The 15,871-nt window shown below is 29.1% G+C and carries 13 protein-coding genes and 1 riboswitch; all 13 genes read right to left on the bottom strand.

What is annotated here, in order from left to right; translation table 11 throughout:
• Positions 1-53 precede the first annotated feature (53 nt).
• Entirely contained in the window at positions 54-1,295 is a 1,242-nt protein-coding gene (locus HF520_RS01715) for an IS256 family transposase (protein WP_168572333.1), read from the bottom strand.
• A gap of 128 nt (positions 1,296-1,423) precedes the next feature.
• On the bottom strand, positions 1,424-2,788 hold the full coding sequence (locus HF520_RS01710) for an amidohydrolase (RefSeq protein ID WP_168572386.1): 1,365 nt from the start codon (positions 2,786-2,788) through the stop codon (positions 1,424-1,426).
• A gap of 91 nt (positions 2,789-2,879) precedes the next feature.
• A riboswitch (purine riboswitch) is annotated at positions 2,880-2,980 on the bottom strand.
• 84 nt (positions 2,981-3,064) lie between these two features.
• A complete protein-coding gene (locus HF520_RS01705; RefSeq protein WP_168572385.1) occupies positions 3,065-3,709 on the bottom strand; it encodes an SGNH/GDSL hydrolase family protein in 645 nt (214 codons plus the stop codon).
• A 9-nt stretch (positions 3,710-3,718) separates the two neighbouring features.
• Entirely contained in the window at positions 3,719-4,633 is a 915-nt protein-coding gene (locus HF520_RS01700; RefSeq protein ID WP_168572384.1) for a dihydrodipicolinate synthase family protein, read from the bottom strand.
• 1 nt (position 4,634) lies between these two features.
• Positions 4,635-5,546, bottom strand: a complete 912-nt coding sequence (locus tag HF520_RS01695) for an ROK family protein (protein WP_168572383.1) — start codon at positions 5,544-5,546, stop codon at positions 4,635-4,637.
• A complete protein-coding gene (locus tag HF520_RS01690) occupies positions 5,546-6,250 on the bottom strand; it encodes an N-acetylmannosamine-6-phosphate 2-epimerase (RefSeq protein WP_168572382.1) in 705 nt (234 codons plus the stop codon). Before HF520_RS01690 ends, HF520_RS01695 begins: the two co-directional genes overlap by 1 nt.
• A complete protein-coding gene (locus tag HF520_RS01685) occupies positions 6,228-7,265 on the bottom strand; it encodes an ABC transporter ATP-binding protein (protein ID WP_168572381.1) in 1,038 nt (345 codons plus the stop codon). The genes HF520_RS01690 and HF520_RS01685 overlap by 23 nt, the downstream gene beginning before the upstream one ends.
• Positions 7,258-8,265 (bottom strand): ABC transporter ATP-binding protein, encoded by a 1,008-nt coding sequence (locus tag HF520_RS01680; RefSeq protein ID WP_168572380.1) that lies wholly within the window; start codon positions 8,263-8,265, stop codon positions 7,258-7,260. The genes HF520_RS01685 and HF520_RS01680 overlap by 8 nt, the downstream gene beginning before the upstream one ends.
• 9 nt (positions 8,266-8,274) lie before the next feature.
• Positions 8,275-9,198: an ABC transporter permease gene (locus HF520_RS01675; RefSeq protein ID WP_168572379.1), complete on the bottom strand. Its 924-nt coding sequence runs from the start codon at positions 9,196-9,198 to the stop codon at positions 8,275-8,277.
• 10 nt (positions 9,199-9,208) lie between these two features.
• Positions 9,209-10,171: an ABC transporter permease gene (locus HF520_RS01670; protein WP_168572378.1), complete on the bottom strand. Its 963-nt coding sequence runs from the start codon at positions 10,169-10,171 to the stop codon at positions 9,209-9,211.
• Positions 10,172-10,228: 57 nt separating this feature from the next.
• A complete protein-coding gene (locus tag HF520_RS01665; protein ID WP_168572377.1) occupies positions 10,229-11,902 on the bottom strand; it encodes an ABC transporter substrate-binding protein in 1,674 nt (557 codons plus the stop codon).
• A 55-nt stretch (positions 11,903-11,957) separates the two neighbouring features.
• On the bottom strand, positions 11,958-12,782 hold the full coding sequence (locus tag HF520_RS01660; protein WP_168572376.1) for a MurR/RpiR family transcriptional regulator: 825 nt from the start codon (positions 12,780-12,782) through the stop codon (positions 11,958-11,960).
• Positions 12,783-13,184: 402 nt separating this feature from the next.
• Positions 13,185-15,614, bottom strand: coding sequence for a PAS domain S-box protein (locus HF520_RS01655; RefSeq protein WP_168572375.1), 2,430 nt, complete (start codon positions 15,612-15,614; stop codon positions 13,185-13,187).
• Positions 15,615-15,871 lie beyond the last annotated feature (257 nt).

Genomic DNA, 15,871 nt, shown 5'->3' with positions numbered 1-15,871 from the left:
ATGTGTTTAATTTAGTTATTTATACACTAAATTTTCCATAATTTTAAAAAAATTTATATTGTGTAAGAGTTAGGTATCCTTTCTCCAAACATAATTGTAAGCTGTCCTAAAGTAGACGCCCAATTTTGGTTTGGAGAGGTCCATTTCTCCATAATTTTCATGGTAGATAAATATAGTGATTTTCTTAGTGACTCATCTGTTGGAAATACAGTTCTTACCTTAGTATATTTTCTTAACTGTCTATTAAATCCCTCAAGAGCATTTGTAGTATAAATAATTCTTCTAATTTCATGTGGATATTCAAAATACGTATTCAGATTACTCCAGTTATTGTACCATGAATCTATTACAACAGAATATTTTGAATACCATTTCTCCTTAAGAATATCTAAATTTTTAAGTGCTGTTTCTTCGTTAAATGCCCTATAAACACTTTTTAAATCTTTCATAAACTCTCTCTGATCTTTTGATGCTATATATTTAAGAGAGTTTCTAATTTGATGAACTATACAAGTTTGAATACTTACATCTGGATATACAGTTTTAATTGCTTCAGGTAGACCTTTTAAACCATCCATACATGCAATTAAAATATCATCTACGCCTCTATTTTTCAAATCATTACAAACTGATAGCCAAAATTTTGCGCCTTCTGATTCACCAATCCAAATACCTAATATATCTTTTTTTCCTTTCATATCTAAAGCCATACATATATATGCTGCCTTTGAAACTATTTTATTATCATCTCTTACTTTAAAATGCATAGCATCCATATATACGATTGGGTATATTTCATCAAGTTCTCTGCTTTGCCATTCGGCGGCAGCCTCTACAACCTTATCTGTTATCTTAGATATCATTGCAGGAGACACATCAATGCCATATAGTTCTTCCATTTCAGATTGGATATCTCTTACACTCATACCACAGGCATAAAGACCTATTATTTTTTTATCTAGTTCATTACATACAGTTTCATACTTTTTAACAACCTTCGGTTCAAATTGTGCTTTTCTATCTCTTGGTATATCTAGGCCAACTTCACCAAAACTACTTTCAATAGTCTTAGAACTATATCCATTCCTATAGTTTGGATTAGCTTCATTACTTCTTTCATGCCTTTCTCTTCCCAGATGTTCTTCCATTTCTGCTTCTAGCAATTGTTGGATAATATCTTTGAACAGCTTTTGCATTAATCCATTTTTACCAACTACATCTTCCATGGTTTTACATTTTCTTACTTCAGCTTGGTAGTCTAAATCTGGAATAATTATTTCTCTTTGATCTTTCATTTCTTTACCTCCAAAAGTTTAATATGAATATTATTCCAAACTTACCAATTTTACATTCAAAAAAGACTGTAGGTAAGTTTGTATTTACACAAAACTACCTACAGTCCCATTTTTATTTTTATATTAAATTACTTAATAATCTTAAACTTAGATGGTAAATTTACATTAGCTTTTTTTCTTATCTTTTCGGCTTGAACCTTAACTTTTTCAAGTAACTCAGCTTCATCTAAAACAGTAATTTCTCTTTCTTTCATAAGCCATTTACCATTACATATAGTAGACTCAACATTTTCACTAGTCATTGAATAAACTATATTACCTATAGGATTATGCATTGGTAAAGAGTGTATATCATTTCCATTTAATATTATCATATCTGCTTTTTTACCAACTTCTAAGCTTCCTATTTTATCTTCCATAAGTGCACACTTAGCACCATTTAACGTTGCCATTTCTAGTATTTGTTCTGCATAAACAACTTCTGGATTTAAAGTTCTTCCTTTATGTATAAGGGATGTTAAATACATATCTCTCATCATATCCATTCTATTATTAGAAGGTGCTCCATCTGTTCCTATAGATACAGGTATACCTTTATGAAGCATTTCTGGTATTGATGCAAATCCTAATACAACCTTCATTGCAGCTGCTGGATTGTGCGAAACCTTAACATTATTTAATCTGAATAGATCAAGTTCTCTATTAGTTAACCAAACTGTATGAACAGCTAATAAATTTGGACCTAATACACCTAACTCATTTAAATGCTCTACTGTACCAAATCCTTTTCTAGTTTTAGCAAAGTCTATTTCATCTGCAATTTCAGCTATATGCATATGGATTCCAGTATTATATTTATCTGCAAGCTCTTTTGTCCTTACAATTAATTCATCTGAATTATTGAATATAGTTCTTAGTCCAAACCATATTTTAACCCTTCCATCACATGTATTATTAAATTTCTCAAATAACTCAATTTGAGCATTTAATTCTTCGTCACAAGTTTTTTGCCAAGCTTTCGGTAAACCTTCTCCATTGTCCATTACAGACTTTGCAAGACATGCTCTTATACCAGTTTTATCAACAGCTTCGACCATTGCATCTACATATTGTCCGCCTGATTCTAAAAAAGTTGTAACTCCTGATTTTATCAATTCTATACAACATGCAGTAGATGATATTAATGAATCCTCATAATCAAAACTACTCTCATAAGGCCATATTCTATCTCTTAACCATGTAAGTAAAGTAACATCATCCGCTATTCCACGACCTAATTGTTGTGATAAATGAACATGAGTATTTACAAATCCAGGCATTAATATTTTTCCACATGCATCATATACTTCTGCATCTTCATTTACTATAGATTCATCTATATGACCTACTGCTTTTATAATATCATTTTCTATAAGTATACTTCCGTTTTCATATACTTCTCTTTCATCATTCATAGTTATTAAATAACAATTTTTTATGTATAATTGAGCCATCGTATAATTTCTCCTAACTTATTTTAAAAAAAAAGATATATACTCTAATGAATAGAACATATATCTTATAGGATTATATTTAAATCACACAATAAGCACTTGAACTATTCATAGTAAACTCATTTACGGTGAGTTCGTAGAAACTTATGGACCATATTACCATTATATACGAATATTTATCTTATTTTTAAATATATTATACATATTATTATTTATTTTTTCAATATAATACGATATAAAATTCATTTATATAAATAATATAAAACCGCATTGATATTATACCAACGCGGTTTTTATATTACTTATAACATTATAAAGCTTATTTGCTAATATTTCATGAGCTTCTTCTGATAAGTGCATATAGTCATAATCGCTACAAGATACATATGAAGATGGATCAAAGAAATGACATCCCATTTCTTTAGCCACATTTTCATATAAAGGTATTAATTCATATGACTTTTCTGAGCAACCTTTTCCCATAGTAGCCCCACACTCAACAGAACTTATTTCTGGACGAATAGGAATTGGTGCAACTATTAATATATTTGGTTTATTATTTCTAAATGCAAGTTTAGTATTTTTAGCCTTCTCTATTAATCTAGATAAGCCTAATGATATAACATTTGCATTAGCCCCAAATCGTTCTTTTGTATCATTAGTGCCTAACATTATTATAAGTAAATCAAGCGGTTCATGAGTCATTAGACACGAGTATATATGATTAAGTCCACTTAATCCTTCATGTATTGGGTCTTCAAATACAGTTGTTCTTCCACTTAAACCTTCTTCTATAACATAATCCTCTTCTCCTAAAAGATTTTGTAAGATTCCAGTCCATCTCTTATTCCTTTCGTATCTAGTTCCATCTTTTGGATTATATCCATGTGTATTAGAGTCTCCAAAACATAAGATATTCAATTATATCACCTACCACGATCTAGTCTCAATTATTGTGTTTTGAATATCTTTGTATAGTTCTACTAGCTTCTCATCTTCACTACTTACTGGTAAAAATGGAAGCCTAGGTACACCTATATCTAAACCATCTAATTTTATTAATGATTTTACACATCCATATAAAGATCCAAAACTACACATTCTGTATACATATTGTAGCATTATAGATTGAAGTTTTTTAGCTTTATCAAATTCATTTCTTCTTATTAAATCTTCTAACTTTAAGTATAATTCTGGCATTCCAGCATATGTACCACCTATACCTGCATCAGCCCCCATCATTCTTCCCGCTAAGTATTGTTCATCTGGTCCATTAAATACTAAGAAATCTTCTCCTCCAATTGCCTTAAATCTAGCAATATCATGTGCAGGATCTGATGAACACTTAACACCTATTACCTTTGGATTTTCACACATTCTTTTTAGAAGATTATCAGATAAATTAAATCCTGTAAGCTGCGGTATATTATAAATAAAGAATGGTAGATCAGCTGCTTTTGTTATTTCAGTCCAGTGAGTGTATACACTTTCTTCTCCAAGTCTATAATATACGCTTGGCACTGCTGAAGTTGCATGCGCTCCACACTCCTTAGCATGTTTTGCAAGCTCACATGAATGTTTTGTGCTTGCACAACCTACATGAACTATTATAGTCATCTTATCTTTTACTTCATCACAAACTGCTTCTACTACGGCTTTTCTTTCTTCATTGTCTAATAAAAAGCCTTCTCCCGTACTTCCACATACATATAAATTCTTTATACCTTTATTATATAAATAGTTAACTAGTTTTCTTGTAGTTTCTAAGTCAACTTCTCCATTTTCTTTAAATGGTGTGTTTAATGCAACTGTTACATTTTTAAATTGTTCTAGTGTATAATTCATCTTATTCCCCATCCTTTAAATAATAGTATAATGCGCCTACTAATCCTGCATCATTACCTAATTTAGCGGCTTCAATTTTTAAATTTGAAGCAAAATTTGGCATAACCTTTATTTTCACTTTTTCTCTTAATTTGTTTATAAATAAATCTTCCTGATTACTTACTGCTCCACCTATTAATATAATTTCTGGATTAAATATATGGGCTAAAGATACAAGACCATCTGATATATCATCTATCCATTCATCTACAATATCTTTAACCATATTATCACTTGAAATTCTATCAAATATATCTTTTCCATTTATATCTTGAATACCAAGTTTATCCTCTACTCTTTTAATTAATGCTGTCATAGAAGCATATCTTTCATAACAACCCCTATTACCACAAGTGCACTCTATTCCTCTATTATTTATAGAAAAATGCCCTAATTCTCCACCTATACCAAGGTTCCCATGTAGAATATTTCCATTTACAACTATTCCTCCACCTACTCCAGTTCCAATAGTAATCATAACTACATTTTTTAATCCCTTAGCTCTACCTAAAAATAATTCACCTAGCACTGCAGCGTTAGCATCATTAATTACTGTAGTTTTAACTTTGTACTTATTTTCTAATTTATTTTTAATTTCTGAACCATCGTAATTTTTTATATTACCACCAGTTCCAATTACAGCACCTTTGTTGACATCTATTTGTCCAGTTGCCGATACACATATTCCATCAAAATTTTTTATATTATTTTCTTCTATAAATATATCTATAGATTTTAATACAGTTTCAAGTATTGGTGTTTCATATTTATCAAAACAAACTGAATATTTATCAAAACTTAATATTTCTCCATCTTTATTTAAAATGGCTATTTTTACAGCTGTTCCTCCTATATCAATAGCTAAGTAATTCATTATGCTAACTCTCCTTTTGCTGCATCTACAAATCTCTTTGCTATTTCTAGAGGTCTAGTAATTGCTCCTCCAACAACAACAGCAAAGGCTCCTGCATCAAGCATTTCCTTAACTTGATATGGGTAATGTATTTTCCCCTCTGCTATTATTGGTATAGGAACTTCTTTTGCTAATCTACTTACTAACTCTAAATTACTTATATTTGCTTCTATACTTTGATTTGTGTATCCATTCATAGTAGTTCCAATAATATCTACTCCACATTTATAAGCATTAATCCCTTCTTCATAAGTAGATATATCAGCCATTAAAACTACATTAGGGTATTTTTCTTTTATATTTTTTATAAATGTATTAATTGGTTCATCATTTACTCTCTTTGAAAATGTGCAATCAAGTGCTACTATGTCAGCTTCAGCTTCTACTAAATCATCTACTTCTTTCATTGTAGGAGTTATATAAACTTCTGAACCTTCATAATTTTTCTTTATTAACCCGATTACAGGAAGCTTAGTTTCTTCTTTTATATCTTTTACATCTCTTATACTGCTCGTTCTAATAGCTGGTGAACCTGCTGCTTTTGCAGCCCTTGCCATTAAATACATTATCGATTTATCTTCGACGTATAGCGGTTCACCTGGTAATGCCTGGCAAGAAACAATTACATTACCTTTTAATAAATCAAATAGTTCTTGCTTGCTCATAGTTTCCCTCCTCTTGTATTCGTTTTGAAGATAAATGACATGCTACAAAATGCTCTTTTCCATCAATAATATAAGATTTCATTTCTGGAGCTTCTGATTTACAAATATCCATACAATGTCTACATCTTGGATGGAAGAAGCATCCACTAGGAGGATTCATTGGACTTGGAACATCTCCTTCTAGAACAATTCTTTCTTTCTTATGGTTTATATCTGCTACTGGTATTGCAGATAATAAAGCTTGAGTATATGGATGAAGTGTATTTTTATATAATGATTTTGCATCTGCAAGTTCTACTATTTTACCTAAATACATTACAGCAATTCTATCACTTATATATTCAACTACACTTAAGTCATGTGTTATAAAAATATATGTTAAGTTATGTTTTTCTTTTAATTCTTTTAATAAGTTTAAAACTTGTGCTTGTATTGATACATCAAGAGCTGATACTGCTTCATCACAAATTACTAGCTCTGGATTTATAGATAAAGCTCTTGCTATACCTATTCTTTGACGTTGACCACCTGAAAATTCATGAGGATATCTATCCATATATTCTCTTCTCATATTTACTGCTTCAAGTAGGTCCCCTATAATTTTTCTTCTTTCTTCTTTTGATTTTATTCCAAATTTCTTTAAAGGATCAGATAGCGACTGATATATTGTAAATGAAGGATTTAAAGATGAATGTGGATCTTGAAATACTATTTGGATCTTTTTACGTGCCAAATCCATTTCATTTTTTTTAAGTTTAGTGAGATCTCTTTCTCCATCCTCAAAGTTATATATTATCTCTCCATCTGTAGCTTTATATAATTGTAAAATAGTTTTACCTAATGTTGTTTTCCCACAACCTGACTCTCCAACTAGCCCTAATGTTTCCCCTTTGTATATCTTTAAATTAATATCATTAACTGCTTTTACATAATTCTTTGGCTTTGATAGTGCTCCTTCTTTTACTGGAAAGTAGTTTTTTACCCCCTTTAATGTAAGTAAAACTTCTTTATCCATTTAAAACCACCTCCTTAGATTTTATACAACGAACCATATGAGTACCTTCGCCTATTATTTTTTCATCAGGCATTTTTTCATCACATTCTTTGCAATAATAATCACATCTAGGTGCAAATTGACATCCTGGTGGTCTATCAAAAGGATCTGGAGTAGCTCCTCGTATTGGATTTATCTCTTGATCAGCTCCTTTACCTAGTACAGGAATAGATTTTAGTAGAGCCTGTGTATAAGGGTGAGATGGATTTTCCAATACTTCTTTTGCACTACCACTTTCAATTATATTTCCCATATACATAACTGCAACATCGTCAGCTAACTCACATACAACCCCCATATCGTGTGTTATTAGCATTATTGCTGTATTGTATTCCCTTTTTAATTTGTCCATTAATTCAAATATCTGAGCTTGTATTGTAACATCAAGAGCTGTTGTAGGCTCATCTGCTATTAATACTTTTGGATTACAACTCATTGCCATTGCAATCATTGCCCTTTGTCTCATCCCACCTGAAAATTCATGTGGATATTGATCTATTCTTTTTTCAGCTAATGGTATTCCCATATCTTTAAGTAATTTTAAAGCTCTTTCTTTAGCTTCTTTTTTAGATATATTTTCATGAGCTCTAATCATCTCAACTATTTGCCATCCTATTGTATATACAGGATTTAATGCAGTCATAGGATCTTGGAATATCATAGCTATATCTTTTCCTCTAAGACGTCTCATCTCTTTAGAGTTTCTATCTAACTCATGAATTGCAATATCATGACCGTCTTCACTATGATATATTATTTCTCCCTCTTCGATTCTAGAAAACTTAGGTAAAAGTTGCATTATAGATGATGCTGTAACACTTTTACCACATCCTGACTCTCCAACTATACAAAGCGTTTTACCTCTTTTTATATCCATAGATACACCATTTAGAGCCCTGTTGCATCTATTATTAGCATAAAAATATGTCTTAAGATTTTTAACAGAAATAATTTTATCCATATTGTCCCCCTATTCAACACTTGTAGGATCTGTTGAATCTCTTAAACCATCTCCTACAAAGTTTATACTCATAACAAATAGCGATATAACAATACCAACAGGTAACCACATCCACCAATTGTTTTGTAGTGTAAATAAATCTTGTGAAGCATTTAATATATTACCCCATGTTGCAATTTCAAGTGGAACACCTAATCCTAAGAAACTAAGAGCAGCTTCCTCTAATATAAACATTGCTGTACTTAGCGTAATATTTACAGATATTGGTCCTATTATATTTGGTAACATGTGCTTATAACAAATTACAAAATCATTTAATCCAAATACCTTTAATGATTGAACATATTCTTCCTCTCTTATAGATAAAATTTGTGATCTTGCCATCCTAAATACACTTCCCCAACCACAAATTATAAATATTATTACTATATTTAAAGCACTTTGACCAATTATTGAAACTAGCATTAATACTAATATTAATTGAGGGAATGACATGAATATTTCAGATATTCTAACTAAAATTGCATCTAGAATACCACCTTTATATCCACTATAACATCCTAAAATAACGCCTATTATAGCACATCCCATTGCGCTACCAAAACCAATTAGTATTGATAATCTTCCTCCATATAATATTCTAGAGAATATATCTCTTCCGATTTTATCAGTTCCCAAAATATGCTCACTTGATGGTGGCTTTAATATATTTCTCATATCAACAGCTAGAGGATCATATTTAGTTAAAAGTGGAGCAAATATACATGCCAACAGTATAATCATAAATACTACTAGGCCAATTGTTGTAAGCTTATTAGAAAATAATTTTTTTAACGATCTATTTTTAACTTCTTTGTATGTTTTGTTTTCTTCTCTTTCTTTTATTTTATCAAACTTCTTATATAATCTCTTTTTAGGTGATAAAATATCCATATGGTACCCCCTATCCTTCAAGCTTAACTCTAGGATCTAAAATAGCTGTTAGTATATCAACTAATGTACTTGCTATTAAGACCATGGCTACAAACATAAGCGCAACTATCATTACAAGATTGTAGTTTGCAGACCTTATGGCTGTATTAAATACATTTCCTACTCCTGGCCATTGGAATATAGATTCTATAACTACTGATCCAGCTATAAGTGTAGGTAATCTAAATCCAACTAGTACTATAACTGGAGTTAAAGAAACTCTAAATCCATGTACTAAATTTACTCTCCATTCAGGTATTCCTTTACTTCTTGCAGTTCTTATATATTCTTTATTCATTGTATTTAACATACTAGTTCTTGCATATCTCATAACCCCTGCTGTAAGTGATAAGCCTAATACTAAAGATGGTAGAATTAAGTATTCTATTCTATCCATAAATCCTACAACTCCAGGTGCGGTTCTTCCACCAACTGGTAGCCAACCTAGATTTAATGCAAATATTAATATTGCAACCATACCAAAGAAAAATTGTGGTATAGATACACCTATCATACCTGCTACAGTTAAAACATTATCTTCTATAGATCCACGTTTAATTGCACCTATAACACCTAGTATACTACCTAATATAGTTGATATTATTAAAGCTGCTCCTGATAATTCTAGTGTTGCTGGTAATGACTCTTTTATAATGTCTATTACTGGTACACCACTTGTTGAGCTATATCCAAAGTTTCCTTGTAATATTTGACCTAGCCATTTAAAATATCTAACTATAAATCCATCATTTAGCCCATATGCTTCTCTAAGTGCATTTATTTGATCTGCTGAAAGTCTAGCTAAAGCTTCTGGGTCCATTAAGTGTGATACTGGATCTCCAGGTGTTAAATCTAGTAAGAAATATATAATAAAAGTAATTATAAATAACATTGGAATCATTCCAAGTATTTTCTTCATAGTATATTTAAACATAGTCGCCTCCTTAAAATAAAAGGGTTGTATAACTCTCGTTATACCACCCTTAGTTTATTACTCAGCTAATGTCCACTTATGTACATCCCACTTGTAATTAAATTGTGGATTACCTAATTTTTCAGGCATGTTTTGAACCTTATCACTTGTTATAACGTAGATTGGTTGATAGTATAAAGGAATTACAAATAATTCTTCATTTTCATATTTTTGTAAGTTATGGAATGCTTCTCTTTGCTCTTTTGCATCAATAGTTGCATTTGTTGCTTCTATTAATTTATCTAATTCTTCACTTCCTGGTGTATGTGAGTTTAAAGCAGCACCTGTTTGATATCTATCATAGTATTCATGCATAGATAATGCAGCTGTAGCTCCATAACATAAGTCAAAATCAACTGCTGATGGTCCATTTACAGGATCTTCAGGTAGTGACCATAGTAATGTAGCTAAATCACCTTCAACAAGTCTAAACTTCATTTTTATACCAACTTGAGATAAATAGTTTTGAATTATAGACATTAAGTCAACTGTTTGTTGATCATCATAATAATAAACTACGTCTAACTCTGTATTTGGATCCCAGTTAGCTTCTTTTAATAAAGCTTTTGCTTTTTCTGGATCGTAATCATAATTGTTTAATCCATCAACTTTATCTACACCATTTGGAGTTAAGCTATTTGCTTTTTCTGCTGATCCATCAAATATACCTTCAAGTATTTTATCCATATCTAAAGCATACATTATAGCTTGACGAACTCTCTTATCTGCTAATGGTGCTTCTGATCCATCAGCTTTTTTAAATTTATTTGCAAAGAATAATCTTGTATATCTAACATCAACTTTATCTACATTAATTCCTTCTACTCCTTCAAGAGCTTTTACATCTGCTATATTCTTTGTATAAGCATAGTCAAGTAATCCACCTTTTGCATTTGTAACTAAGTTTGGATCACTATCTCCTGCACTTGGATTTAAGTGCATTTTATATGAAGGTGTTCCATCCCAATACTTATCAAATCCAGCTAAAGTAGTGTAATTGCCCATCTTAACTTCTTCAACTTTAAATGGTCCTGATCCTATAGGATTTCTAAAGAATTCTGATTGTTGGAAAGTAACAGGATCAACATCCTTTAAGTGCTTTTTAGGTAATGGTGAAAATTGTGTAAATGTAAGTAATGCATCTGGAGCTAACTTTTCAAATTTAAGCTCTATTTTATTACCATCTATAACAATCCCTGATATTTCATCTGCTTTACCATCTAAGTAAGCAGTTGCTCCTTCTAGTGATTTAAATGTATTTGCAAAAACATTATTAAGTACAGTTGTTTTTAAACTATATTCTATACTCCATTTTATATCTTCTGCTGTTATTGGTTCTCCATCGTGCCAGAAAATGTTTTCCCTAAGCTCAAATGTAAGATTCTTACCATCTTCTGACATATTATAAGTTTTTGCTAATTGTCCTTCCCCTGAAATAGGATCTAGATTTTCATCAGCATAAATCAATCTGTCATATAATACCTTGTTGTAAACAAAGCTACCTGGGTTAAGCCATGGTGCTTCGAAGAATTCTTCAGGTCCTCCATTACTATAAAGAGTATTTGCCTGAGCTGCTTGTTTACTAGGAGTCTCCCCTTCTCCTCCTGAACCACTGTCAGTACTTGAACAAGCTACTAAGTTTAATGCTAGTAAAGATGTAATACATAAACTTACTACTTTTTTGAACTTCATAACCTCATCCCTTCTTTTTTATTTTATTAAGGTATAAAATACCCAGTAAAACAAATTAAATTATTATATCACTTTCATCATACTTAAATAGTGCATTTAAAGTATTTAACTTAGTTTTATAGTAACATTCATTATCTATGAAATATGTATATAATACATCTATCATTACTAAAATTGGAAATTGTGGTGATATACAATCTCCTGCTTCTAAATCTTTTATAGTTGGGATTAATATAATTTCGTCGCAAAAACTAGCTAGGTGATATGATCTGTTTGACGTTAACATTATAACTTTAGCCCCATTTGACTTTGCTATACTTATTCCTTGAAGTATTTCTTTTGTTGTTCCACTTAAAGATATAGCAATTATAACACTTTCCTCATTAGCTAAAGATGCTAGCATTTTTATCCTATGAGAATCAGACACAGCTTCTATATTTAAACCTAATCTCATAAACCTTAAGTGTACTTCTTCTGCTGCTATTCCTGAACTACCCATTCCAAAAACACAAACCTTTTTAGATTTTGTTAGAAAATGAGCAATTTTTTTCATTTGATCTTTATTTATTATTTTATGACAGTTATCTAATAAGTCTTGATATGTATTAATTACTAAATTTGAAATTTCTTCCTTATTATATTTGCTAATATTTTTCTCATATTCAAATATAAATTCTCTAAAACCTTTATACCCACATTTCTTTGCAAACCTAGATAAAGAAGCTTCTGACACAAATAAACTTTCTGCTACATTTTTAGATGAAAGATTTTTTAATTCTTTATTATTTATAAAAAATTCAGCTATGGTTTTTTCTACATTAGTAAATGTATCATATCTTAACTTTAAATTTTTCAAAATAGAGTTTTCTGAATATTCCACATAACCCATCCCCTTTTGATTAGTTAAGTTATGAAAATATATAATTTTTATATATTATATATCCCACTGTCTTTATATTAGTAATTGTAACTATATTTATTATTTATATCAACAATTTTGAAAGTTTTTGAAAACATTTTCATGTTTTTTGCAAATTTTTTTATTTTTTTGTTAGCTTTAGAACTTTTTTTATAAAATCTTCGAAAGTACTTTCATTAAAATTTCTTTTTGTATACAATGTATTATTATATTTTACATTTTATTATTCTTTCTTTTTATAAGTTATAATTTCTATATAATAAAAAAAGCCATTAAATTTAAATAATTTAATAGCCTACTATCTATATTATAATTATATTTCATTGTATTTATAAAATAAATTTCATATAATCTTACTTATATTTAAGTAAGATTATATGAATATATATCAGAAAATTCTATATTACACTTTTCAATTTGTGTGCTCTTTGGAATATTTCTATCTAAAATAGATTTAGAATAATCTTGTATTACTTTGTTTGGTAGCTCAAAAATAAACTCAGATCCTACTCCCAATTCACTACTTACATATATTCTTCCATCTAAAAGTTCTACTAATGATTTTACTAGTGATAATCCAATTCCACTACCTTCACATTTTCTATTTAAATTATTATCTATTCTCTTAAATCTATCAAAAATTATATCTAATTTATCACTAGACATACCAACTCCATCATCTTTTACTGATATCTTAACTATATCATCCTCTATTTTTAGCCCTACATATATATTTCCTGATTTATCCGTATATTTAATAGCATTAGATAATAAATTCAATACTATTCTTTCTATTTTATCTGGATCACAAGCAATAATTTTTTCTTCACAATTAGTATCAAATATAAGATTTATACCCTTATCTTTAGTATATTGTGCTACAGATAATGTTATATTTTCTATAATTTCTACTATATTATAATTTCCAAGTTGTAGTTGATAATATCCTGAATCAATGCAAGTAATGTCGATAAGATTATTTACTAATCTTAATAATCTATATGCATTTTGCTTTATGTAATTTATATGAGATTCTAAATTTAGACTTTCATCCCAATGTATCTTATTTTGATCTACATTTCTTTTCATTAGCTGCATAGTTCCTAATATTATATTAATAGGAGTTCTAAACTCATGTGATATATTAGCAAAAAATTCATTCTTTAAACTTTCTAGTTGCATTGCTTCTTCTAAAATTTTACGCTGCTCTTCTTCTTCTTTTTGTTTACTTATATCTTTTGCTGTAATCATAAATGTATCTTCACATCTTAAGACTTTATAATTTAATTCTACCCATATATAACTACCATCTTTACACAATAGCTTACATACTGTAGATCCTTCATCATTATTTAGACTTCTTTTAGTATCTATATAAGTATCTTTATTATCATAATGGATTATATCTAGTATATTCATTGATAATAACTCATCTTTACTCCAGCCTAAACTATCTTGCCAATTATTATTTATATGAGTTATTTTGCCATCTATACTCCCTCTAGCAATAAGGTCAACTGATATATCTAAGAATAACTCTAGCTCACTTTCTATTTTTCTACGTTTATTAAACTCTTCTTGCAAATCTTTAGATAAAGATCTACTTTTTATCATAGTCGCAATATTTCTTGATATAGTCTTTAGATAATCTGATTTATTGAACTTTGGAGTATTCCCTTTTAAATAGGTAATCACTAAAAATCCAATAATTTCATCATTAAATTCTATATTATATATCCCTATATTTTCTATGTTATTTTTACTCATATGTACTTTTAATAATTTATTATCGATGCTATTTATATTGTGAATACCTTCTAAGTTGCTGCTTAACTTATGAAGTTCTTCTATATTAATTTTAATCAATGCTTCATTTACTTTATTCTTCTTACTTGCACCTACGCTTATACTCATATCCAAATAAGACTTTTCTTTATCTAGTAAAATTACCGATACTCCATCACATCCAAAATATTTTAATATATTCTCACCAGTATTACTTAATATATCATTAATATTATTTTTAGTATTATTACTCATAAGTATATTATTCAAATTATTTAGATATGTATTGCTAATATCTACTTCATTTGACATCTTCTTCTGTAGGGTAATATCTTTTGTAAATCCTAAAACATACTCTACTTCATTATTAGAGTTAAAAATAGGTGCCTTGTATACCTCTACCCATAAATCCGAACCATTTTTTTCTTTAGAGTAACTTTCTGTTAACTGATACTTTTTAGTTTCTATTACTTCTCTATCCATCTTTGTAAAAGAATCACTATTATCTTTACTCCAATATACATTTGTTTTTTTGCCTAAAATATTTATTCTAGTGTCATTTAATTCCTTTGCATAAGATTCATTAATATACAAGTATTGTCCCTCTGTATTTTTTAACCAACAATTAAAAGGCATGTTATCTAACATTTTTTCTAAGTCTTCTCTTGTATATGTTTTTTCACAAAAGTCCTTTAGAATTACCATTATAGATTTTTCCGATTTGAAATTATCCACTAGTATTTTTCCAAAGAAGTGTAATTCTGTTTTTGTTTTAGAATACAGCACTAATTCTATATCTTTAGTAAAATTGTTAGATTCTTCTGTAGCATCTATATATTCTTGTAAATTGTTATTTCCATTGTGTGTAATCTTATCAAACCTTAAATTAATAATCTCATCTATACTGTATTCAAGTTTTTCTAATAGTTTTTTATTGCAAAATTTTATATTCCCATATGTATCTAAAATTAATATATAATTATCTACTATTTCTAATACTTTTTCCATCTTTCCCCCTGTATAAGATTCTATTAAATATATGTTTAAAGCATTTTTATATAAATTTTATTATCTTTATACCCTTATTAGTTCATTCAACCATAAAATAAAATAGAGTAGTTTCTAAAATCAAATTAGAAATTACTCTATTTTTATTCTAAACTCAATTCTCTATCATTCAATATCTTTATATTAATTGTATCATAATTTTCTTCAATATATTACATATTTTATCTATTTTTTATTTAGTATTTCATAAAATATAT

Source organism: Romboutsia sp. CE17 (assembly GCF_012317385.1).
In the GTDB taxonomy this organism is placed as follows: Bacteria; Bacillota; Clostridia; order Peptostreptococcales; family Peptostreptococcaceae; genus Romboutsia_E.
The sequence above is the reverse complement of the archived record's forward strand: the minus strand, read 5'-3'. Positions and strand labels throughout refer to the sequence as shown.

Coding starts and splice junctions, on each gene's coding strand:
- HF520_RS01715 (WP_168572333.1), bottom strand. CDS start 1,295: ATGAAAGATCAAAGAGAAATAATTATTCCAGATTTAGACTACCAAGCT.
- HF520_RS01710 (WP_168572386.1), bottom strand. CDS start 2,788: ATGGCTCAATTATACATAAAAAATTGTTATTTAATAACTATGAATGAT.
- HF520_RS01700 (WP_168572384.1), bottom strand. CDS start 4,633: ATGAATTATACACTAGAACAATTTAAAAATGTAACAGTTGCATTAAAC.
- HF520_RS01695 (WP_168572383.1), bottom strand. CDS start 5,546: ATGAATTACTTAGCTATTGATATAGGAGGAACAGCTGTAAAAATAGCC.
- HF520_RS01690 (WP_168572382.1), bottom strand. CDS start 6,250: ATGAGCAAGCAAGAACTATTTGATTTATTAAAAGGTAATGTAATTGTT.
- HF520_RS01685 (WP_168572381.1), bottom strand. CDS start 7,265: ATGGATAAAGAAGTTTTACTTACATTAAAGGGGGTAAAAAACTACTTT.
- HF520_RS01680 (WP_168572380.1), bottom strand. CDS start 8,265: ATGGATAAAATTATTTCTGTTAAAAATCTTAAGACATATTTTTATGCT.
- HF520_RS01675 (WP_168572379.1), bottom strand. CDS start 9,198: ATGGATATTTTATCACCTAAAAAGAGATTATATAAGAAGTTTGATAAA.
- HF520_RS01670 (WP_168572378.1), bottom strand. CDS start 10,171: ATGTTTAAATATACTATGAAGAAAATACTTGGAATGATTCCAATGTTA.
- HF520_RS01665 (WP_168572377.1), bottom strand. CDS start 11,902: ATGAAGTTCAAAAAAGTAGTAAGTTTATGTATTACATCTTTACTAGCA.
- HF520_RS01655 (WP_168572375.1), bottom strand. CDS start 15,614: ATGGAAAAAGTATTAGAAATAGTAGATAATTATATATTAATTTTAGAT.